19 protein-coding genes are annotated in these 20,926 nt (G+C 68.0%); 3 read left to right on the top strand and 16 right to left on the bottom strand.

The window, feature by feature from the left end:
* Positions 1-111 precede the first annotated feature (111 nt).
* Positions 112-570: an Lrp/AsnC family transcriptional regulator gene (locus CEG14_RS04020; RefSeq protein WP_094825039.1), complete on the bottom strand. Its 459-nt coding sequence runs from the start codon at positions 568-570 to the stop codon at positions 112-114.
* Positions 571-721: 151 nt separating this feature from the next.
* The gene (locus CEG14_RS04015; protein WP_094825038.1) at positions 722-1,501 is read right to left on the bottom strand and encodes an SDR family oxidoreductase; all 780 of its coding nucleotides are present in this window, start codon (positions 1,499-1,501) and stop codon (positions 722-724) included.
* Positions 1,502-1,637: 136 nt separating this feature from the next.
* Between CEG14_RS04015 and CEG14_RS04010 the strand changes: the two genes are divergently transcribed.
* The gene (locus tag CEG14_RS04010) at positions 1,638-2,174 is read left to right on the top strand and encodes a cysteine dioxygenase family protein (RefSeq protein ID WP_094825277.1); all 537 of its coding nucleotides are present in this window, start codon (positions 1,638-1,640) and stop codon (positions 2,172-2,174) included.
* Positions 2,175-2,241: 67 nt separating this feature from the next.
* Here CEG14_RS04010 and CEG14_RS04005 read toward each other — a convergent pair whose 3' ends face one another.
* The gene (locus CEG14_RS04005) at positions 2,242-3,225 is read right to left on the bottom strand and encodes a tripartite tricarboxylate transporter substrate binding protein (protein WP_179280529.1); all 984 of its coding nucleotides are present in this window, start codon (positions 3,223-3,225) and stop codon (positions 2,242-2,244) included.
* A complete protein-coding gene (locus tag CEG14_RS04000) occupies positions 3,222-3,953 on the bottom strand; it encodes a GntR family transcriptional regulator (protein WP_094825036.1) in 732 nt (243 codons plus the stop codon). Before CEG14_RS04000 ends, CEG14_RS04005 begins: the two co-directional genes overlap by 4 nt.
* Positions 3,954-4,193: 240 nt before the next feature.
* On the opposite strand from CEG14_RS04000, the gene CEG14_RS03995 reads away from it, so the two are divergent.
* Positions 4,194-4,712: a DUF1993 domain-containing protein gene (locus CEG14_RS03995; RefSeq protein WP_094825035.1), complete on the top strand. Its 519-nt coding sequence runs from the start codon at positions 4,194-4,196 to the stop codon at positions 4,710-4,712.
* 66 nt (positions 4,713-4,778) lie between these two features.
* On the opposite strand, the gene CEG14_RS03990 is transcribed toward CEG14_RS03995, so the two are convergent.
* The 3 genes from CEG14_RS03990 to CEG14_RS03980 form a co-directional block, all read right to left on the bottom strand.
* Complete coding sequence (locus CEG14_RS03990; RefSeq protein WP_094825034.1) at positions 4,779-5,498, bottom strand: VOC family protein; 720 nt, start codon at positions 5,496-5,498, stop codon at positions 4,779-4,781.
* Positions 5,499-5,512: 14 nt separating this feature from the next.
* On the bottom strand, positions 5,513-8,248 hold the full coding sequence (secA, locus tag CEG14_RS03985; protein ID WP_094825033.1) for a preprotein translocase subunit SecA: 2,736 nt from the start codon (positions 8,246-8,248) through the stop codon (positions 5,513-5,515).
* Positions 8,249-8,450: 202 nt separating this feature from the next.
* Entirely contained in the window at positions 8,451-9,446 is a 996-nt protein-coding gene (locus CEG14_RS03980; protein WP_094825032.1) for a M23 family metallopeptidase, read from the bottom strand.
* Between the two features lie 123 nt (positions 9,447-9,569).
* Here CEG14_RS03980 and CEG14_RS03975 point away from each other — a divergent pair, with 123 nt between their 5' ends.
* A complete protein-coding gene (locus tag CEG14_RS03975) occupies positions 9,570-9,977 on the top strand; it encodes a DciA family protein (protein WP_255032118.1) in 408 nt (135 codons plus the stop codon).
* Between the two features lie 195 nt (positions 9,978-10,172).
* Here CEG14_RS03975 and lpxC read toward each other — a convergent pair whose 3' ends face one another.
* The 9 genes from lpxC to murD all read right to left on the bottom strand — a co-directional run bounded on the left by lpxC (position 10,173) and on the right by murD (position 20,921).
* A complete protein-coding gene (lpxC, locus tag CEG14_RS03970; protein ID WP_094825031.1) occupies positions 10,173-11,096 on the bottom strand; it encodes a UDP-3-O-acyl-N-acetylglucosamine deacetylase in 924 nt (307 codons plus the stop codon).
* Between the two features lie 240 nt (positions 11,097-11,336).
* Positions 11,337-12,521 carry a cell division protein FtsZ gene (gene ftsZ, locus CEG14_RS03965; protein ID WP_094825030.1) on the bottom strand — a complete coding sequence of 395 codons (1,185 nt, stop codon included), beginning with the start codon at positions 12,519-12,521 and terminating at the stop codon, positions 11,337-11,339.
* A 192-nt stretch (positions 12,522-12,713) separates the two neighbouring features.
* Entirely contained in the window at positions 12,714-13,940 is a 1,227-nt protein-coding gene (ftsA, locus tag CEG14_RS03960) for a cell division protein FtsA (RefSeq protein WP_094825029.1), read from the bottom strand.
* 4 nt (positions 13,941-13,944) lie between these two features.
* Complete coding sequence (locus tag CEG14_RS03955; protein WP_094825028.1) at positions 13,945-14,766, bottom strand: cell division protein FtsQ/DivIB; 822 nt, start codon at positions 14,764-14,766, stop codon at positions 13,945-13,947.
* Between the two features lie 12 nt (positions 14,767-14,778).
* Positions 14,779-15,729 (bottom strand): D-alanine--D-alanine ligase, encoded by a 951-nt coding sequence (locus CEG14_RS03950; RefSeq protein WP_094825027.1) that lies wholly within the window; start codon positions 15,727-15,729, stop codon positions 14,779-14,781.
* Positions 15,726-17,132 carry a UDP-N-acetylmuramate--L-alanine ligase gene (gene murC, locus CEG14_RS03945; protein WP_094825026.1) on the bottom strand — a complete coding sequence of 469 codons (1,407 nt, stop codon included), beginning with the start codon at positions 17,130-17,132 and terminating at the stop codon, positions 15,726-15,728. The genes CEG14_RS03950 and murC overlap by 4 nt, the downstream gene beginning before the upstream one ends.
* The gene (gene murG, locus CEG14_RS03940) at positions 17,129-18,202 is read right to left on the bottom strand and encodes an undecaprenyldiphospho-muramoylpentapeptide beta-N-acetylglucosaminyltransferase (protein ID WP_094825025.1); all 1,074 of its coding nucleotides are present in this window, start codon (positions 18,200-18,202) and stop codon (positions 17,129-17,131) included. Before murG ends, murC begins: the two co-directional genes overlap by 4 nt.
* Positions 18,199-19,392: a putative lipid II flippase FtsW gene (ftsW, locus tag CEG14_RS03935; protein WP_094825024.1), complete on the bottom strand. Its 1,194-nt coding sequence runs from the start codon at positions 19,390-19,392 to the stop codon at positions 18,199-18,201. Before ftsW ends, murG begins: the two co-directional genes overlap by 4 nt.
* Complete coding sequence (gene murD, locus CEG14_RS03930; protein WP_094825023.1) at positions 19,389-20,921, bottom strand: UDP-N-acetylmuramoyl-L-alanine--D-glutamate ligase; 1,533 nt, start codon at positions 20,919-20,921, stop codon at positions 19,389-19,391. Before murD ends, ftsW begins: the two co-directional genes overlap by 4 nt.
* Positions 20,922-20,926 lie beyond the last annotated feature (5 nt).

Raw genomic sequence — 20,926 nt, 5'->3', positions numbered from 1 at the left:
GGGGCCCGCGCACAGGCACTGTGGGCAAATCGCGACTCCGCGCCGCGCACTGCCTGAAAAAATTTTCTCCGCCGCCAAGCGCGCGGCCGCGCAGGCCTGCGAACGGGCCCGTCAGAGCCCGTTGAGCGGCAGCTCGGTGGTGCTCTTGATCACTTCCATCGAGAAGCTGGCGCTCACGTCGAGCAGGTCGACGGCATCGATCAGGCGGCGGTAGAAGCGGTCATAGGCGGCCATGTCCTCGACCACCACCTTGAGCAGGTAGTCGATGTCGCCCGCCATGCGATGGAACTCCACCACGTTGGGCAGTGCCGTCACGGCGCCGATCAGCGCCTGGGTCCATTTGGCGTTGTGCTGGCTGGTCTTGATGGTGACGAACACGGTGAGGTTGAGCCCGAGCGCCTTGGGATCGAGCAGCACGGTGTTGCGCGCGATCACGCCGTCGTCCTTGAGCTTCTGGATGCGGCGCCAACAGGGCGTGACCGAGAGATTCACCTGCTCGGCGATGTCGGCCACGGAGCGGGTCGCGTCCTGCTGCAACAGGCTCAGGATCTTGAGATCGGTCTGGTCCAAGCGTTAGCCCCCCAAGGCATCGGGCACGCGGGCCCGTGTCAGCCACCGTCCGGTGCGGTGTGTCGTTCGCATGCGGCGCGGCGCCCCCGGGCACGCGCGACGGCCCACATCTTGCCCGTTTGACCGCCCGCCGTCCATGCCCGCGGCGGGGTCAGAAGGTGCCGGGATAGCCGCCGCCGTCGAGCAGCAGGCTCTGGCCGGTCATGTAGCCCGCGTGGGCCGAACACACATAGGCGCACAGCGCGCCCAGCTCTTCCGGCTGGCCGTAGCGGCCGGCCGGATTGGCGCTGCCGCGCTTTTCCCACAGCGTGTCGAACGCCTCGCCGCTCTTCTCGACCATGCCGCGGATGTGCCGCACCTGCGCATCGGTGGCGAAGGCGCCGGGCAGCAGGTTGTTGATGGTCACGTTGTGGCGCACCGACTGCCGCGCCAGGCCCGCGACGAAGCCGACCAGCCCGGCGCGCGCGCCGTTGGACAGGCCCAGCTCGGCATGCGGCGCCTTCACGCTGCGCGACACGATGTTGACGATGCGGCCGAAACGGCGCTCGATCATGCCGTCGATGGTGCGGCGGATCATGTCTATGGGACCGAGCATCATCGCGTCGAGGGCGTCGATCCAGTCCTGGCGGCTCCAGTCGTGGAAATCGCCGGGCAAGGGGCCATCGGCGTTGTTGATCAGGATGTCCGGCGCGGGACACGCGGCCAGCGCGGCGTCGCGCCCGGCCTCGCGGGTCAGGTCGGCCGCGACCCAGCCCACGCCGATGCCCGCCTCGCGGGCGATCTCGTCGGCGGCCTGCTCCAGCGTGGCAGGCGTGCGCGCCGCCAGCGTCACCTTGACGCCCTCGAGCGCCAGTTGGCGCGCGCAGGCGCGGCCCATGCCGCGGCTGCCGCCGAACACCAGCGCGGACTTGCCTTCGATACCCAGATCCATGCAACGACTCCCCGGATGCGGTCCCCGAGGGGACGGAATATTTTTCTAAATCGTGCCGTACGCCCGCGCGAATTGGCAAAGTCATTCCGGCGGCGGTTCCCTAGGATAGGGAGACTTGTCCTCTCCGTCCATGCCCATGCACACGCAGCTCCCCAGTCCCCGCCTGCAACGCCTCTGCCACGCCGTCGATCGCGCCCAGCACGACGCGCTGCATGGCCTGTTGCGCGAGCTCGCGGCCGGCGTCGCGCTGGCGCACGACCCGCTGGCCGACCTGCCCGAGGCCGCGCGCGCCGGCAGCGCCGAGCGCTACACGCGCCACGTGGCCTACGCCGATCCGGCGGGCCGCTACACGGTGGTGTACCTGGTGTGGCGGCCGGGCCAGTTCAGCCCGGTGCACGGCCACAAGACCTGGTGCGCCTACCGCGTGCTGCAGGGCGAGCTCACCGAAACCCACTATCGCTGGGACGCCGGGAGCGAGATCGCGCAGGTGCACGGCGGCGCGCAGCGCCGCGCCGGCGACATCATCACGGCCACGCCCGGCCTGGGCCAGATCCACCGCCTGGGCAACGCCGGCCCCGACACCGCGATTTCGCTGCACGTCTACGGCGTCACGCAGGCCGACATCGCCACCGGCGTGAACCTGCTGGTGCCGACGCATCCACTGCACGACTGAGCTGCCGGCCCCATGAAAAAAGCCGCGGCCCAGGCCGCGGCTTTTCAATGGGCGACACCCGAAAACATCATTCCAGCGGAATGTTGTTTTGCTTGATGAAGGTGTCCCAGCGCTTGTATTCCTTCTGCACGTAGGCGTCGAGCGCCGGGCCGTCGGAGGCCACGATCTCGAAGCCGGCCTCGGTCAGCTTGCGCGCCACTTCCGGATCCTTCAGCGTGGCCTGGAAGGCGGCCGTCAGCGTCTTGACCACGTCGGTAGGCGTGCCGGCCGGCGCGAACATGCCGCTCCAGGAATAGGCCTCGAGCCCAGGGAAGCCCGATTCGGCCAGAGTCGGCACGTTGGGCATGTCGGGCAGGCGCTTTTCGCCGGCCACCGCCAGCGGCTTGATCTTGCCGGCCTGGATCTGGCCGCGCAGCGCGGCATAGCTCAGCCAGGTCATGTCGGCCTGGCCACCCACCACGGCCTGGATGGCCGGGCCGCCGCCGCCGTAGGGCACGTGCAGCAGCTGCACCTTGGAACGCTGCTTCAGTTCCTCGGGCGCCAGGTGATTCAGCGAACCCACGCCGGTGGAGGCGTAGTTGAACTTGTTGGCGGGCTCCTTGCCGGCGGCGGCGAGGAACTCGGCGAGGTTGTTGCCCGGCACCTTGGGGTTGGCGCCGATCACCAGCGGGAAGCGCACGGTCTGGCCGACCGAGACGAAGTCCTTGAAGGTGTCGTAGGGCAGCTTGGGCTTCACCGCCGGGTTGATGGCGTGGTTGTCGAAGCTCACCAGCAGCGTATTGCCGTCGGGTTCGGCACGGGCCACGAAGGCCGTGGCGATCTGGCTCGCGGCGCCGGCGCGGTTCTCGACCACGACGGGACGGCCGCCGAGCTCGGCCGACAGCTTGGGTTGCATGATGCGCGCCAGGATGTCGGTGCTGCCGCCCGGGGGATAGGGCACCACCAGCACCAGCGGGCGGTCCGCGGCCTGCGCCGTCGCGACCATGCCGCCGGCCAGCGCGGCCACGGTCAGCACACTACCAAGAACGTGTTTGAACATCCGGGATTTCATGCGGGTTCCTTCAGATTGACGGGTTCATGCGTACAGGCGAGCTGATCGCGCATGTAAATGGTGGAAAAGCCGGTTCGTATGACGTCTACGATCTGGTCGAGTCTGCGCCCGATATGTTGTCTCATCAATTCGGCCAAGGCGTCCTGGTCGCGGCGCTGCAGCGCGTCGACCAGGCGCAAGTGTTCTCCCTGGGTGTGTTCGCGGCGCCCCTGCTGCATGTCGATCCAGCGCACGAAATGGATGCGCGCGTTCACGCTCTGCACGCTGCGCACGAACTCCTCGTTGCGCGTGAGGCGGGCCACCCGCAGGTGGAAATCCTCGTCGAGCGCCAGCAGGCGCGCGGCGTCACTGTCTTCGGGTACGTCGCGCGAGCGTTCGACGAAGTCGCGCAGGGCCAGCAGCTCCTCGTCGGTGGCGCGCTCGCAGGCGATCCGCACGATGCCGGCCTCCAGCACCGCCCGGTATTCGTAGAGCGCATGCACCTGCTGCGCGTCGAGCGGGCGGGCAATGAAGCCCCGATTGACGGCACGGGTCAGGAAGCCTTCGACCATCAGCTGGTTGAGCACCTCGCGCAGGGGCGTGCGGCTCACATTGAGCCGGCGCGCGAGATCGAGTTCGTTCAGCCGCTCGCCCGGCTTGAAGTCGAAACGCACGGCCATCGCCTTGACGGTGTCGTACAACTCGTTCATTCCGGCGGTGGTGCGGGCGGCGGGGCGGGTCAGGGGCATAAAGGCACTGTCAGGGGCAAAGGTGAGGCAGGCCGTGCTGTCATCAAAGTGCATACTAAAGTGCATGCAATTGTCTCGACAACCCGGGTTTATACGAATCGTAACAGCTTCCATCAGGCGGTACGCCTGCCGATCGATATGTCATCAGGGTTGTCGTGCGCGCCCTGCCGTCTTGCCCCTACCATGGGTGTTCCGGCCGTTCGCAAGCCCGCGGACCGCCCTCGGCCAGACGGAGTTTCCATGCCGATCACGATCGAACAAGCCACCGTCCCGGTTTTCATCCGGGGCCTGAAAGTGCTGTCCACCCTGCTGCAGAAAGGCGCCGACCATGCCCGGTCGCAAGGCCTGGACGCGGCCACGCTCGTCGATGCGCGGCTCGCGCCCGACATGTTCTCGCTCGCCGGCCAGGTCCAGCGCGCCAGCGACACCGCCAAGCTCGGCGTGCAGCGCCTGAGCGCAGTCGAGGCACCGCGCTACGCCGACGACGAGACCACGCTGGAGCAGCTGCAGGCGCGCATCGCCAAGACCATCGCGTGGCTGGAGAGCGTGCCCTCGGACGCGCTGGCGGCAGCCGAATCGCGCACCGTGACGCTGGGCTTCAAGGACTTCAAACCCACCTTCACCGCGATCTCGTACGTGCTGACCTTCGCGTTGCCGAACTTCTATTTCCACGTCACCACGGCCTACGACATCCTGCGCAACCAGGGCGTGCCGGTGGGCAAGCTCGACTATCTCGGGCCCTATCAGGCCGCCAACTGAGGCCCGCGCCCACAAAACGAAAACGCGGCCCGCAGGGGCCGCGTTTTCATGGACGCGAGACGAAGCTCAGATTCCGGTATCGAGCGTGTAGCGTGCGCCGTCGCGATTCTCGAGCACCATCGCATCGAGCCGCGGCGTCGACGCAGCGGCATCCTGCGCGATGTGCAGGCGCAGATTGCCCAGCGGCAGATCCCAGCCGCCGGCCACTTCCTCGACCGGCACATCGGCGACCAGCGCCAGCCGTTCGGCCACCGCTTGCGCCTGCGCCGCGCGGGCGCTGATCTGCACGATGCGGCTCGCGCCGTTGGCATGCTGCATCACCTCGGGCGACCACACGCATTCGGGCGTGAGATGGCGGCAGAAGTACATGCGGATGCCGGGAATCGGCTGCTCGGCGAAGCGCACCGTATGAAAGCGCGCTTCGACCTCGCGGCCCTGCACCAGCGCCGGCCGGCTGAGGTCCTGCACCGGATTGACCGCGAATCCCGCCGCCTGCAACCGTTCGTAGGTGGCCTGCGCGTCGTAGGTGCGGAACACCAGCGCCTCGAGGCCGAACGGCGAGTCGGCGATTTCCTTGCGCGCCGGCGGCGCGCCCGGGGGCCAGCCCAGCAGCTCGACATAAGTGCCTTCGAGCACGATCAGGCGATTGCACGAACCGAGGTTGTGCACCGCCCGCTCGGTGAGGGTGAAGCCCTGCCGCTCGTAATGCGGCGCCAGCTCGTCGAGCCGGTCGCGAACCATGACGACCGCGTGGTCGAATTCGGTACGTCCCACCGCATGCAACATGGTCAGGTCTCCGCTCAGCTCAGCTTGCCGTGGCACTGCTTGTACTTCTTGCCACTGCCGCACGGGCACGGATCGTTGCGGCCCACCTTGGGCAGCGCGTTGCGCTCGGGCTGCTGACCCGCGTTCGACTCGTCCTGCGCCAGCGCCTCGTCGTAGTCGGAATGGTGATACTGCACATTCTGCACATGCGACTGGGCGGCTTCGGCCTCGGCCTGTTCGACCTGCTCGGGCGACTGCACGCGCACCGTCAGGAGCACGCGCACCACGTCGTCGCGGATGCGGTCGAGCATGCCCGAGAACAGCTCGAAGGCTTCGCGCTTGTATTCCTGCTTGGGGTTCTTCTGGGCGTAGCCGCGCAGGTGGATGCCCTGGCGCAGGTAGTCGAGCGCCGACAGGTGTTCGCGCCAGTGCGTGTCGATCGATTGCAGCATGATCGAGCGTTCGAACTGGGCCCACTGGTCCGCGCCGACCAGCGCGATCTTGGCGTGATAGGCGTCGCGCGCGGCGCCGACCACACGCTCGAGCAGCTCGTCGTCGGTGAGGTTGGGTTCTTTCTCGGCCATCTCGACGAGCGGCAGCGAGAGCTGCCAGTCGCCCAGCAGCGCCTGCTGCAGGCCCGGCAGGTCCCATTGCTCTTCGACCGACTCGACCGGCACGTAATTGCGGAACGCTTCGGTGACGGCGGCATCGCGCAGCGCCTCGACGGACGCGCCGATGTTGGCGGCCTCGAGCACTTCGTTGCGCTGGGCGTAGAGCACCTTGCGCTGGTCGTTGGCGACGTCGTCGTATTCGAGCAGCTGCTTGCGGATGTCGAAGTTGCGGCCTTCGACCTTGCGCTGCGCGGTTTCGATCGAGCGGGTCACCATGCCTGCCTCGATGGGCTCGCCCTCGGGCAGCTTCAGGCGTTCCATGATGGCGCGCACGCGGTCGCCCGCGAAGATGCGCATCAGCGGATCCTCGAGCGACAGGTAGAAGCGCGACGAGCCCGGATCGCCCTGGCGGCCGGCACGGCCACGCAACTGGTTGTCGATACGGCGCGATTCGTGGCGCTCGGTGCCGATGATGCGCAGGCCGCCGGCGGCCTTGACCTGCTCGTTGAGCGGCTTCCAGTCGGCGCGCACCTTCTCGATGCGGGCCTCGCGCTCGGCCTGCGAGATCGATTCGTCGGCACGGATCAGGTCGACCTGCTTGTCGACGCTGCCGCCCAGCACGATGTCGGTACCGCGGCCGGCCATGTTGGTGGCGATGGTGACGTGGCCCGGCTTGCCGGCCTCGGCCACGATCTCGGCTTCACGCGCGTGCTGCTTGGCGTTGAGCACTTCGTGCGGCAGCTTGGCCTGGCGCATCAGCCCGGCGAGCAGCTCCGAGTTTTCGATGCTGGTCGTGCCCACGAGCACCGGCTGGCCACGTTCGTGGCAGTCGCGGATGTCGTTGAGGATGGCGTTGTACTTTTCCTCGTTCGTCTTGAAGACCTGGTCGTTCTGGTCTTTGCGCTGCATGGGCTTGTTGGTCGGGATGATGACCGTTTCGAGCCCGTAGATTTCCTGGAATTCGTACGCTTCCGTGTCGGCCGTGCCGGTCATGCCCGACAGCTTGTCGTACATGCGGAAGTAGTTCTGGAAGGTGATCGACGCCAGCGTCTGGTTCTCGTGCTGGATCTTCACGCCTTCCTTGGCCTCGACGGCCTGGTGCAGGCCATCCGACCAGCGGCGGCCCACCATCAGGCGGCCGGTGAACTCGTCGACGATCACCACTTCGCCGTCCTGGACGACGTACTGCTGGTCGCGGAAGAACAGCGTGTTGGCGCGCAGCGCCACCATCATGTGGTGCATCAGCGCGATGTGGCGCGGATCGTAGAGCGACTCGCCTTCCGGCAGGATGCCCAGGCGCGACAGGATCTGTTCGGCGTGCTCGTGGCCGGCTTCCGACAGGTAGACCTGCTGGCTCTTTTCGTCGACCCAGTAATCGCCCTCGGGTTCCGGCTCCTGCGGCTTGGGCTCGGAAGCCATGCGCGTGAGCAGCGGCGGCACGGCGTTCATGCGCACGTACAGCTCGGTGTGGTCTTCGGCCTGGCCCGAGATGATCAGCGGCGTGCGCGCCTCGTCGATCAGGATCGAGTCCACTTCGTCGACGATGGCGTAGCTGAGCGCGCGCTGGCGGCGGTCCTCGACGCGGTACTCCATGTTGTCACGGAGATAGTCGAAGCCGAATTCGTTGTTGGTGCCGTACGTGATGTCGGCCGCATAGGCGGCGATCTTCTCGTCGTTGGGCTGCTGCGGCACCACCACGCCCGTGCTCATGCCCAGGAAGCGGTAGAGACGGCCCATCCAGTCGGCGTCGCGGCGGGCGAGGTAGTCGTTCACCGTCACCACGTGCACGCCACGGCCGGGGATCGCGTTGAGATAGACCGGCAGCGTGGCCATCAGCGTCTTGCCTTCGCCCGTGCGCATTTCGGCGATCTTGCCGTTGTGCAGGGCGATGCCGCCCAGCATCTGCACGTCGAAGTGGCGCATCCCGAACACCCGCTTGCCCGCCTCGCGCACGACGGCAAAGGCCTCGGGCAGCAGCGCGTCGAGCGATTCGCCCTTGGCGTGACGGTCACGGAATTCCTGGGTCTTGGCCGACAACTGCTCGTCGGAGAGCGCCGCGGTCTGCGATTCGAGCGCGTTGATCTGGATGACCAACTTGCGATACTGCTTGAGCAACCGGTCGTTACGGCTGCCAATGAGTTTTTTGAGCAGAGAAACCATGCGTGTCTTGGGCGACGGGACAATGCGGCGCATGACGCGGCGACACAGCCCCGTACGTTTGTTGTATGACGGGTTGAGCGGTTGGTTCCGCTGGGAAACGATCCAGTTTAACGCACCTGGACCACAACAATGAGGCGGGGGGGACGGAGCGTGCGCAAGGCGGGACCCGGCCAGGCCGGGCGGGACGCACGCGTGAGGAAAATCAGGGAGCGCGGGGCTCGGAAACGGGCTTGCCGGCCTGGGCCTGGGCGATCACCGGCGCGGCATTCTGCTGCGGGCCCAGGAACAGACGCGGGTCGAGCGGCTGGCCCGCCAGGCGGACCTCGAAATGCAGGTGCGGGCCGGTAGAGCGCCCGGAAGAGCCGACCTGGGCGATCTCCTGGCCGCGCTCGACCAGGTCGCCCGCCTTCACCAGCAGCCGCGACGCGTGGGCGTAGCGGGTGATGAGGCCGTTGCCGTGGTCGACCTCGACCATGTTGCCGTAGCCGGTCTCGCGCTTGGCCGACAGCACCACCCCGCCCGAGGCGGCCAGGATGGCGGTGCCCGGCGGCGCGGCGAAATCCAGGCCTTCGTGCATGGCGTAGCGGCCCGTGACCGGGTTGCGGCGCCAGCCGTACGACGAGCTGAGGTAGGGATAATCGGTGATGGGCATGGCCGTCGGCACGCGGGCCTGGTCGGCCGAGCGGCGCGTCAGGGCGGCGTCGAGCAGCTTGAAATTGTCGGCCTGGCGGGCCATGCGCAGCTGGATGTCATCGAGCTGGCGGCCGAGCGCCTCCGCCGACTCCGGCGAGGGCGGCTGGCGGTCGGTGAAGAGGTCGTCCATCACGTGGGTGGCCTCGGCCGGCATCGCATCGAGATGACCGCCCGGCGCCACGTCGGTATAGTCGATACCGGCGATCTGCGCGACCCGGCGGCCCAGGCCGTCGATGCTCACCAGCTTGGCCTGCAGCATGCCGACCTTCGAGGCCAGCATATTGACGTTCTCGCGCATGAAGTCGGCGTCGCGGTCGGTGCCCACCGAGCGTGCATAGCTGGGCCAGTCCACCGAGTACGGTGCCGCGCCCGCGAAGCCGGGCAGAAACACCCGCTGCATGAGCGCGCCGAGCGCCGCCGCCGCCATCAGGGCGACGCCCGCGAACAAGGCCAGGCGCGCACCGCTGAGGGTGAGATGCCTGTCTTGCCCGGCGCGGGCATGCATAATCACTATCTTCAAGGTTGCATCCTATTGTTGAGCGGCATGAATAGACCTGCTTCATACCGAACTCGTTCCTCGACCGGCAAATCGAGAGAAAAGACGGCCCTCGGTTGGCTGGGTCATGACATGCGCGGCGCGGGCGTGCTCGCCACGGCGCGGGCGCATCTGCAGATCCAACACGCCATTGCGGCAGTGCTGCCGCCGGCGTTGGCTGCGGTGTGCGTGGTTGCCAAGGTGGAAAGCCAGCGCATGATGCTGGCCGTGCCAGGGCCGGTGCATGCCGCCAAGTTGCGCCAGTTGGCGCCGCGGATTGCCCAGACCCTGTCCTCGCAAGGCTGGAACCTTACTGAAATTAGCGTTCGGATTCAAGCCGGCATGCCGCGACCGGGGCAGAAAGCGCCCCGTCCCCCGAAGGAATCCCAGCCGCTCGGCGACACCGCGCTGAAGGCATTCTCCGAGCTGCACGGCGATCTGCGCCCTGGTCCGCTGGCCGATGCGGTGGCGCGTCTGCTGCGTCATCACGGCAAAGGCTGAAGGCGTTTCAGACGATTTCGTCCGACGCTGTAGGACGCGATCGCAGGATTCCCCCCCGACCCTGCCCCGCCCGACCCGCCGGGTGGCGGACGCCGTGCAAGTCTTCCAGCGGCGGACCCGCCGCGCAAAATGCAGCGAGGCCTTCGCTTGGAAGGCCCCGGCGGGGTCACGCGGCGGATCGCGAAAGCAGCGGCCTTACGCCAGCTTCCATTCGTGGCGGAACGCCTGGGGCGCCGCGGCCTGCGATTCGTAGGTGACCAGCTCCCACGACTCCTGCTGCTCGAGCAGCGCGCGGGCGAGATGATTGTTGAGCGCGTGCCCCGACTTGTAGGCCACGTAGCGCGCCACCAGCGGCTTGCCGAGCAGATACAGGTCGCCGATGGCGTCGAGGATCTTGTGCTTCACGAACTCGTCGTCGTAGCGCAGGCCATCGCTGTTGAGCACGCGGTACTCGTCCATCACGATGGCGTTGTCGAGGCTGCCGCCCCGCGCCAGGCCCATCGAGCGCAGGGCCTCGACTTCATTGACGAAGCCAAAGGTGCGGGCGCGCGCGATTTCGCGCACGTAGGAATGGGTGGCGAAATCGATCTCCGCGAAGTTTGCGGTGGAGTCGATGGCGGGATGACGGAAGTCGATCGAGAACGCCAGCGCGAAGCCTTCATGCGGCTCCAGGCGGGCCCACTTTTCGTTGCGGCCTTCGCCTTCACGGACCTCGATGGGCTTCAACACGCGGATGAAGTGCTTGGGCGCGTTCTGTTCGACGATGCCGGCGGAGCGCAGCAGGTAGACGAACGTGGCCGCGCTGCCATCCATGATGGGCACTTCTTCAGCGGTGAGGTCGACGTGGAGGTTGTCGATGCCCAGGCCGGCCAGCGCCGACATCAGATGCTCGACAGTGGAAACGCGCACGTTGCCTTGCTGGAGCACCGACGCCATGCGGGTGTCGCCCACGCCGGTGGCCTGCGCCGGCAGGTCGACGACCTCGGGCAGGTCGACACGGTGGAACACGATGCCCGTGTTGGCTTCGGCCGGACGCAGCGTGAGCTCGACCCGCCGTCCGGAGTGGACGCCGACGCCGGTCGTGCGGACGAGATTCTGAATGCTGCGTTGTCGAAACATGATGTTGTTTTTTCTGGACATGAAGCCGGCAACTTGACTGCGCAAGCCGGCAGAACGAAGCCATTGTAACCTTGCTGGCACAATGACGCCATGCGGCATTACCTATAGCCGCGATAGGTGTCCCCGAAATTCTTTGGCACGACGAGATCCTGCATACCTCTCGCACGTCCATCCTCCACCGGGGAAGCAGAGGATGGACGCTGAGGGAGTAACGGAGCCTTCCGGCCCCGCGGCCTTGCGTCAGTCAGCCTGCTTGCGCAGGAAGGCCGGAATATCGAAGTGATCCATACCCGAGCTTTCCAGCGCACGCACCTGGGCCGAAGCCTGGGTGCGCGGGTTACGCATCACCGAGGGCATGTCCAGGTTGCGGTAGTCGCCCTGCTGGCCAGCCACCATCCCGCCCAGGGGCAGGTTGTCGGTGCCGGTGCGCAGTTCTTCCGCAGGCGTCTGCACCAGCTGCGGACGGGAGACGGCACGGCCCAGGCCGGTCGCCACCACGGTCACGCGCAGGCTTTCACCCATTGCTTCATCGTACGCCGTACCGAAGATCACGGTCGCGTCGTCCGAAGCGTAGCTGCGGATCGTTTCCATGATTTCGCGCGTTTCGCGCATCTTCAGCGAGCGGCTCGACGTGATGTTGACCAGCACGCCGCGAGCGCCGTTCAGGTCCACGCCTTCGAGCAGCGGGCACGCGATGGCCTTTTCGGCCGCCACGCGGGCACGGTCGGCGCCCGAAGCCGCCGCGGTGCCCATCATGGCCTGGCCCTGCTCGCCCATGATCGTCTTCACGTCCTCGAAGTCGACGTTCACGTTGCCTTCGACGTTGATGATCTCGGCGATACCGGCGCAAGCGTTGTGCAGGATGTCGTCGGCAGACTTGAAGCAGTCTTCCTGGGTGGCATCCTCGTCCATCAGCTCGTACAGATTTTCGTTGAGCACGACGATCAGCGAGTGGACGTGCTTGCCCAGCTCGGCGATGCCCTCTTCGGCCATCTTCAGGCGCTTGTTGCCTTCGAAGGTGAAGGGCTTGGTCACCACGCCAACGGTCAGGATGCCCAGTTCCTTGGCGACTTCGGCCACGACAGGACCGGCGCCCGTGCCGGTACCGCCGCCCATGCCGGCGGTGATGAAGACCATGTGCGCGCCGTTGAGGGCGGCACGGATCTCTTCACGCGCGGTTTCGGCCGAGGCACGGCCTTGCTCGGGCTTGGCACCCGCGCCCAGGCCGGTACGGCCCAGACGGATCTGCACCGGCGCGTTGGTCGCGGCCAGGGCTTGTGCATCGGTGTTGGCGCAAATGAAATCGACGCCGCTCACTCCGCTGCGAATCATGTGGGCCACGGCGTTGCCGCCCGCGCCCCCGACGCCAACGACCTTGATTATGGTCCCTTTGGCGTTCGTCTCAAGCATCTCAAAGTTCATCATGATGACTCCCTCACAAGTCGGATTTGCAAAACAAAATTCCCCTACAGCCTATCTATTGTGAGTCGCTTCAAAGACGGGGCCGACGGCTGCCCGCTCCGGTTTTGAAACGTCTCCTCCCCTCGCTTTCGGCGCCCGCCGTAACCTGCCGGCGGCCACCGAGGACCAGGAGCCCCCGCGGCTCCCGCCCCTCATTCAATTCATGAACCATTCCTTCATGCGGGTCAGCACACTCTTCAGGTTGCCGGACTGCGCGGCGACCTTGCGGCCGCGCACGCGCTGCATCCGGGCTTCCTGGAGCAGGCCCATCACGGTCGAGAAGCGCGGATTGCGCATCACGTCGGCCAGGCTGCCCTCGTATTCGGGCACGGCCACGCGCACCGGCTTGAGGAACACGTCCTCGGCCAGCTCGACCATGCCGGGCAACTGCGCCGAGCCGCCGGTCAGGACCACGCCGGACGCCAGCAGGTCTTCGTAGCCCGAGTCGCGCACCACTTGCTGCACCAGCGTGAACAGCTCTTCGACGCGCGGCTCGATCACGGCGCCCAGCGCCTGGCGCTTGACCTGGCGCGGACCGCGGTCGCCCAGGCCGGGCACTTCGACGGCCTCGTCCGGACGCGCGATGACCTGCTTGGCCACGCCGTAGCGCAGCTTGATTTCTTCGGCATCGGGCGTGGGCGTGCGCAGCATCGCCGCGATGTCGTTGGTGATCTGGTCGCCGGCGATCGGGATCACGGCGGTGTGGCGGATCGCGCCGCCGGTAAAGATCGCGACGTCGGTGGTGCCGCCGCCGATGTCGACCAGCACCACGCCCAGCTCCTTCTCGTCGGCCGTCAGGCAGGCCAGGCTGGAGGCCAGCGGTTGCAGGATCAGGTCCTGCACTTCCAGGCCGCAGCGGCGCACGCACTTGACGATGTTCTGGGCCGCGCTGACGGCGCCGGTCACGATGTGCACGCGCACTTCCAGGCGCAGGCCGCTCATGCCGATCGGCTCGCGGATGTCTTCCTGGCCGTCGACGATGAACTCCTGCGTCAGCACGTGCAGCACCTGCTGATCGGTGGGGATGTTCACCGCCTTGGCGGTTTCGATCACGCGGGCCACGTCGGTGGCGGTCACTTCCTTGTCTTTCACGGCCACCATGCCGCTCGAGTTGAAGCTGCGGATGTGGCTTCCCGCGATGCCGGTGTAGACGTCGCGGATCTTGCAATCGGCCATCAGCTCGGCTTCTTCGAGCGCGCGCTGGATGGAGTTGACGGTGGTCTCGATGTTGACGACCACGCCCTTGCGCATGCCGCGCGACTCGTGTTGCCCCAGCCCGAGCACTTCGAAGCGTCCCTCGGGCAGGATTTCGGCCACCACAGCCACCACCTTGCTGGTGCCGATATCGAGGGCGACGATAAGGTCCTTGATGTCACGGGTCATGGCGTTAGTGTTTCTTGACAGGTTTCGTTTTGGAATTCGATTTGGTCTCTGGCGGCAGCGGAGCCAGCGCCAGGGCAAAACCATTGGGGTAACGCAGATCGGCCTGGGTGACCGTGCGGCCTTCCAGCCGGCTGGCCACGGCGGGCCAGCTCTGCACAAAGCGTTGAATGCGTGCGGCGAACGGCAGCGCGCCGGGCAGGCCATGCGGATCGGGCGCGTCGGCGCCCGGATCGCGGCCCAGGTCCAGCGTCATGCCGTTGGACAGGATGGCGCGCCAGGCATAGCGCGGGCTGAGCTCCAGCTCGCGCACGTGCAGGTCGAGCGGCGCGAACCAGCGCGCCAGCTCGGCGTAGCGTTGCACCACCAGGCCCTCGGCCCCGTCCGGGCCATTGAACTGCGGCAGCGCGGTGTCGTCGTCCAGCTCGCCCGTGTTGGCCGTGAACGCCTCGCCCCAGGTGTTGATCATCTGGTTCTCGTTCCACAGCGCCAGCGGCTGCTGCTCCTCGATGCGCACGCGCAGCGTGTTGGGCCAGATGCGGCGCACCGTGGCGTGTCGCACCCAGGGCACCGACTCGAACACCTCGCGGGCGTCGTCCAGGTCGACCGTGAAGAAGTTGCCCGTGAAGCGGCCCGCGATCGCCGAGCGCACCGCGCCGGTCGACACATAGTGCAGCTCCGTGTCCGGCATCGACTCCAGCTCGATCGCCTGCAGCTTGAAATAGGGCCTTTGCGCCACCCACACCACCCCGGCCGCGACCATGGCGGCTACCGCCAGCACGGCGAGCGTGTTGGCGATCAGGTTGATGGTGCGAGCGTCGTTCCACACAAGTCGTTCCGGTTAGGCATTGCGGGCGGGCGCCTGCAGTTTGCAGGACGCCTCGGCCAGGATAGCGAGACACAGGTCGGGATAGCTCATGCCGACCGCACGTGCCGCCATGGGCACCAGCGAGTGCCCGGTCATGCCGGGCGAGGTATTCATTTCGATCAGCCAGGGGCGGTTTTCGCGATCGATGATTACGTCCGCGCGGGCCCAGCCCTCGCAGTCGAGCGCGCGATACGCCGCCACCGAGATGTGGGCGATTTCGTCGGCGAGCGACTGCGGCAGGTCGGCCGGGCAGAAATACTGGGTCTCGTCGGAGAAGTATTTGTGCTCGTAGTCATAGTTGCCCTGGGGCGCCACGATTTCGATGATGGGCAGCGCACGCGCGCCGCGGCCCTTGCCCATCAGCGCGATGGTCAGCTCGCGGCCGGTGATGAACTGCTCGGCCAGCACCACTTCGTCGAAGCGCGCCGCGGTCTCGTAGGCTTCTTTCATGTCGGAGTAGCCCTTGACCTTGGTGATGCCCACGGTCGAACCCTCGTGCGGCGGCTTGAGGATCAGCGGCAGGCCGATGCGATCGGGCACCAGGCGCAGCTCGGTGTCGGCGTTGAGCGCCTCGAACTGCGGCGTGGGCAGGCCGTGCTGCAGCCACACCCGCTTGGTCATGATCTTGTCCATCGCCAGCGCGCAGGCCATCGGGCCGCTGCCGGTATAAGGGATGTTCAGCAGCTCGAGCGCACCCTGCAGCGTGCCGTCCTCGCCGTAGCGGCCGTGCAGCGCGATGAACACGCGGTCGAATTTTTCATCGGCCAGCTCCGCCAGCGAGCGCACGCCGGTATCGAACAGATGGGCGTCCACGCCCTTGCTGCGCAGCGCCTCGTGCACGCCGGTGCCCGACATGATCGAGACCTCGCGCTCGGCCGAGCGTCCGCCGTACAGAACCCCTACCTTGCCGAATTGCGCGCTCATGCCTGCTCTCCCAATTGGGCCGGGACGCGGCTGATCGAACCGGCGCCCATCATCACCACCACGTCGCCGTCGCGCACGAAGTCGCGCACCGCCTGCGGCAGGTCGGCGACGTCTTCGACGAACACGGGCTCGACCTTGCCGGCCACGCGCAGGGCGCGCGACAGGGCTCGGCCGTCGGCGGCCACCAGCGGCGGCTCGCCGGCCGAATAGACCTCGGTGAGCAGCACCGCGTCGGCGGTGCCGAGCACTCGCACGAAGTCTTCGAAGCAGTCGCGCGTGCGGGTGTAGCGGTGCGGCTGGAACGCCAGCACGATGCGGCGCTCGGGCCAGGCGCCACGGGCCGCGGCCAGCGTGGCGGCCATCTCGACCGGGTGATGACCGTAGTCGTCGATCAGCGTATAGGTGCCGCCGCCCTGGGCTGCGGCCACCGGCAGATCGCCCCATTGCGTGAAGCGGCGGCCCACGCCCTTGAAGGCGGCCAGCGCCTCGCGGATCGCGTCGTCGGCCACGCCCAGCTCGGTCGCCACGGCGATCGCGGCCAGCGCGTTGCGCACGTTGTGCAGGCCGGGCAGGTTGAGCTCGACGTCCAGCGTCGGCAGCTCGATGTCGCGGTCGCGGCGGCGCACGGTGAAGCGCATGCGCGTGCCGTCGGCGACGACGTTTTCGCCGCGCACCTGGGCCTCGGCCGACAGGCCGTAGGTCGTGATCGGGCGCGACACGAAGGGCATGATCTCGCGCACGTTGGCGTCGTCCACGCACAGCACGGCGCTGCCGTAGAACGGCAGGCGCTGGGTGAATTCGATGAAGGCGCTCTTGAGCCGCGCGACGTCATGGCCATAGGTGTCCATGTGGTCGGCGTCGATGTTGGTCACCACCGCCATCACCGGCAGCAGGTTGAGGAACGAGGCGTCCGACTCGTCGGCCTCGACCACGATGAACTCGCCCTGGCCCAGCTGCGCGTTGGCGCCGGCCGAGTTCAGGCGGCCGCCGATCACGAAGGTGGGGTCCAGGCCGCCCGCGGCCAGCACGCTCGCCACCAGGCTGGTGGTGGTGGTCTTGCCGTGCGTGCCCGCCACGGCGATGCCGCGCTTCAGGCGCATCAGCTCGGCCAGCATCACGGCGCGCGGCACCACCGGAATGCGCGCGGCGCGCGCCGCGATCACTTCGGGGTTGTCGCCGGCCACGGCGGTGGAGGTGACGATGGCATCGGCGCCGGCCACGTTTTCGGCGGCATGGCCGATGGCCACGCGCAGGCCGAGGTCGGCCAGGCGGCGCGTGACGGCCGACTCGCTGAGATCGGAGCCGCTCACCGTGTAACCCAGGTTGAGCAGCACCTCGGCGATGCCGCTCATGCCCGAGCCGCCCACGCCGACGAAATGAATGTGTTGAATACGGTGTTTCATGATGTCCGCCCCGCTGCTGCAACGCATGCGTCGGCGATGTCCTGGGCCGCCCGGATCTGCGCATGCGCGCGGGCCCGGCCGGCCACGGTTTGTAGTTCGGTGCGCGTGCGCGCGGCCAGCCACTCGGCCAGCCACTCGGCGTTCAGGGCCGGCTGCGGTTGCAGCCAGGCGGCCTGGTCGTCGCTGAGGAAGCGCGCGTTCGCGGTCTGGTGATCATCGATCGCGTGGGGGAACGGCACGAACAGCGCGGCCACACCGGCCGCGGCCACTTCGGCCACCGTCATGGCGCCGGCGCGGCAGACCAGCAGGTCGGCCGAGGCCATGGCGCCCGCCATGTCTTCGATGAACGGAACGCATTCGGCCTGCACGCCCGCCTGTTCATAGGCGGCCTGCAAGGCCTGGAAGTGCTGCTCGCCGGCCTGGTGCACCACCAGCGGGCGCTGCCCGGCCGGCAGGCGGGCCAGGGCTTGCGGCACCACCGTGTTGAGCGCCTGGGCGCCCAGGCTGCCGCCCACCACCAGCAGCCGCAGCGGACCGCTGCGGCCGGCGTAGCGTTCGGCGGGATCGGGCAAGGCGGCCAGGTCGGCGCGCACCGGATTGCCCACGCACTCGCCCGCGGGCAACACGTCGGGGAAGCCGGTGAGCACGCGGCGCGCCATGCGCGCGAGCCAGCGGTTGGCCGTGCCGGCCACCGCATTCTGTTCGTGCACCACGACCGGGATCCGGCGCAGCGCGGCGACCGCGCCACCGGGGAAGGCGACGTAGCCGCCCATGCCCAGCACCACGTCGGGACGCACGGCCGACAGGCGGCTCCAGGCCTCGCCGAGCGCGCGCATGAGCGTGAGCGGCAGCTTGAGCAGCGTGCCGGCGCCCTTGCCGCGCACGCCCTGGAAGCGCAGCGGCACCAGGTCGATGCCGCGCGCCGGCACCAGCCGGCCTTCCATCTTGTCGGGATTGCCAAGCCACATGACGCGCCAGCCGCGCGCACGCAGCACTTCGGCCACGGCCAGGCCCGGCATGATGTGGCCGCCGGTGCCGCCGGCCATGATGAGAATGGTGGGCGCGGTCATACCCGCCCTCCCCGCATCATGATGCGGTTCTCGATGTCGACCCGCACCAGGATGGCCAGCGCGCACAGATTCATCACGATGCCGGAACCGCCGTAGCTCATCAGCGGCAGCGTCAGGCCCTTGGTGGGCAGCAGGCCGAGGCACACGCCCATGTTGATGAAGGCCTGCACGCCGAACCACATGACCACGCCATGCGCGACGAGGCCGGCGAAGGTGCGTTCCATGGCGATCGCCTGGCGGCCGATGTCGAAGCCGCGCTGCACGATGATGCCGAACAGCACGATCACCAGCATCACGCCGGCAAAGCCGAGCTCTTCGCCCACCACCGCCATCAGGAAGTCGGTATGCGCTTCCGGCAGGTAGTGCAGCTTCTCGACGCTGGCGCCCAGGCCCACGCCGAACCATTCCCCGCGGCCGAGCGCGATCAGCGAATGCGACAGCTGATAGGCGCTGCCGTAGGCATTGTCTTCGTTCCAGGGATCCAGATACGCGAACAGGCGCGCACGGCGCCACGGCGACAGCCAGATCAGCATCAGGAAGGTCCCGATCAGCACGCCGAGCAGGCTGCTGAAGTATTTGCCGTTGATGCCGCCCAGAAACAGGATGCCAATGGCGATCGCCACGATCACCATGAACGCGCCCAGGTCGGGCTCGAGCAGCAGCAGCATGCCTACCGCGCCGAGCGCGCACGCCATCGGCAGGAAGCCGCGGGCGAAAGCCTGCATGTATTCCTGCTTGCGCACCGTGTAGTCGGCGGCGTACAGCACGGCGGCCAGCTTCATCAGCTCCGAGGGCTGGAAGTTGATCGGGCCGAGCGGGATCCAGCGGTGCGCGCCGTTGACCTCGCGGCCGATGCCGGGCACCAGCACGGCCAGCAGCAGGAACAGCGACAGCATGAAGAGCGGCACGGCCAGGCGCTGCCACACGCGCAGCGGCAGGGCCAGCGCGCACGCGGCCGCCACCAGCCCGGTCGAGATGAACAGGCCGTGGCGCACGATAAAGTAATAGCGTCCATAGGACGCGTAGCGAGGCCCGTCGGCCAGAGCGATCGACGCCGAATACACCATCAACAAGCCGAGCAGCAGCAGCGTGGCAGCGGCCACCACGAGCGGCAGGTCGAAGTTGCGCATGCGCGTACGCCCGGGGCGCACGGCATTGACGCTGGCGGTGAGTTCGGCGAAGAGGCTCATAGCACCTCGCCCCGATCGCGCGCGAGTTCTTCGACTTCTTCGACGAAGACCTGCCCGCGGTGCGGATAGTTGCGGAACATGTCGAGGCTGGCGCAGGCCGGCGACAGCAGCACGGCGTCGCCTTCCTGCGCGAGCTCGGCGGCGCGGCGCACGGCCTCGGCCATGTCGGCGGCGTTGATGCAGGCCACGCCGGTGGGCGCGAGCACCGCGCCGATGGCCGGGCCATCCACGCCGATCAGCACCACGGCGCGCGCATGGCGCTGCACCATCGGCACCAGCGGCGAGAAATCCTGGCCCTTGCCCTGGCCGCCAGCGATCAGCACCACGGTCTGGCCCAGGCCCTCGAGCGCGGCCACGGTGGCGCCGACGTTGGTGCCCTTGGTGTCATTGATGTAGTCGACGCCGCCCACGCTGCGCACGAACGACACGCGGCCGGGTTCGCCCGCGTAGTCGCGCAGCGCGCGCAGCATCGGGCCCCAGCCCAGGTCCAGCGCGCGGGCCAGCTGCAACGCGGCCAGCGCATTGAGGGCGTTGTGCACGCCGCGGATGCGCAGCGCGTCGGCCGGCATCAGGCGGCTGGCGCGGCCGGCCTTGCGGGTCGGCGGCGGCGCGTCCTTCTTGCGCCGCACCGGCGGCGCCGGCTCGTCGAATTCGGTGGGTTCGCAGGCGACCAGCCAGGCCATGCCGTCGCCGGGCTCCAGGCCCATGTCGCCGGTCAGGGTCGGCAGCGCGCGGCCGAAGCTGCGCACGTCGAGCGCGTCGAGCGAGGGCACCATGGCGACGGTGAGCGGGTCGTCGCGATTGACGATGGCGACCCGCGCCATCGTCAACAGCCTGGCCTTGGCCGCGGCATAGGCTTGCATGCCGCCGTGCCAGTCCAGATGATCCTGCGTGACGTTGAGCACGACCGCGGCGTCGGCGCGCAGCGAGCGGGTGGTCTCGAGCTGGAAGCTCGAGAGCTCCAGCACCCACACCTGCGGCAGGTCGTCGGCGTCGATCGCGTCGGCCAGCGCGGTGAGCGCGGCCGGGCTGATGTTGCCGGCGGCGCGCACGCTCAGGCCCGACGCATCGATCAGCTCGCGCGTGAGCGCGGTGACGGTGGTCTTGCCGTTGGTGCCGGTCACCGCCAGCACTTTCGGCTGGTACTGCTGCGTCTCGGCCAGTTCGGCCAGGGCACGGGCAAACAGTTCGATCTCGCCGACCACTTCGACGCCGCGCGCCTCGGCCTGCGCAAGCAGGCTGGCGGTGGGCTCGGCGCCCGGCACCAGGCCGGGGCTCAGCACGAGCTGGCTCACGCCGTCGAGCAGGTCGGCGGGAAACGCCTCGGCGCAACCCAGGTGGTATTCCACCTGCGCGTCGGCCAGGGCCTCGCGCAGCGCCGCCAATCCGCCGGGTTCGGCGCGCGTGTCGGCCACGCGCAGCCGCGCACCCTTGCGGGCGCACCAGCGGGCGCTGGCCGCACCGGTCTCTCCCAATCCGAGGATCAGGATGAGCGGCGCTTCAGCGGGCGGCATCACTTCCATATTCATGTCGG

Source organism: Bordetella genomosp. 1 (genome assembly GCF_002261335.1).
GTDB lineage: Bacteria > Pseudomonadota > Gammaproteobacteria > Burkholderiales > Burkholderiaceae_B > Bordetella.
This window is presented reverse-complemented; position numbering and strand designations above follow the sequence as displayed.

Bases quoted from the DNA above. Each gene is read 5' to 3' on its own strand.
- CEG14_RS04000 (WP_094825036.1), bottom strand. From the start codon at position 3,953: ATGCCCCTGACCCGCCCCGCCGCCCGCACCACCGCCGGAATGAACGAG.
- secA (WP_094825033.1), bottom strand. From the start codon at position 8,248: ATGGTTTCTCTGCTCAAAAAACTCATTGGCAGCCGTAACGACCGGTTG.
- CEG14_RS03975 (WP_255032118.1), top strand. From the start codon at position 9,570: ATGCGCGGCGCGGGCGTGCTCGCCACGGCGCGGGCGCATCTGCAGATC.
- CEG14_RS03980 (WP_094825032.1), bottom strand. From the start codon at position 9,446: ATGCATGCCCGCGCCGGGCAAGACAGGCATCTCACCCTCAGCGGTGCG.
- murC (WP_094825026.1), bottom strand. From the start codon at position 17,132: ATGAAACACCGTATTCAACACATTCATTTCGTCGGCGTGGGCGGCTCG.
- lpxC (WP_094825031.1), bottom strand. From the start codon at position 11,096: ATGTTTCGACAACGCAGCATTCAGAATCTCGTCCGCACGACCGGCGTC.
- ftsA (WP_094825029.1), bottom strand. From the start codon at position 13,940: ATGACCCGTGACATCAAGGACCTTATCGTCGCCCTCGATATCGGCACC.
- ftsW (WP_094825024.1), bottom strand. From the start codon at position 19,392: ATGAGCCTCTTCGCCGAACTCACCGCCAGCGTCAATGCCGTGCGCCCC.
- CEG14_RS04015 (WP_094825038.1), bottom strand. From the start codon at position 1,501: ATGGATCTGGGTATCGAAGGCAAGTCCGCGCTGGTGTTCGGCGGCAGC.
- CEG14_RS04010 (WP_094825277.1), top strand. From the start codon at position 1,638: ATGCACACGCAGCTCCCCAGTCCCCGCCTGCAACGCCTCTGCCACGCC.
- ftsZ (WP_094825030.1), bottom strand. From the start codon at position 12,521: ATGATGAACTTTGAGATGCTTGAGACGAACGCCAAAGGGACCATAATC.
- murG (WP_094825025.1), bottom strand. From the start codon at position 18,202: ATGACCGCGCCCACCATTCTCATCATGGCCGGCGGCACCGGCGGCCAC.
- CEG14_RS03995 (WP_094825035.1), top strand. From the start codon at position 4,194: ATGCCGATCACGATCGAACAAGCCACCGTCCCGGTTTTCATCCGGGGC.
- CEG14_RS04005 (WP_179280529.1), bottom strand. From the start codon at position 3,225: ATGAAATCCCGGATGTTCAAACACGTTCTTGGTAGTGTGCTGACCGTG.
- murD (WP_094825023.1), bottom strand. From the start codon at position 20,921: ATGAATATGGAAGTGATGCCGCCCGCTGAAGCGCCGCTCATCCTGATC.
- CEG14_RS03990 (WP_094825034.1), bottom strand. From the start codon at position 5,498: ATGTTGCATGCGGTGGGACGTACCGAATTCGACCACGCGGTCGTCATG.
- CEG14_RS03950 (WP_094825027.1), bottom strand. From the start codon at position 15,729: ATGAGCGCGCAATTCGGCAAGGTAGGGGTTCTGTACGGCGGACGCTCG.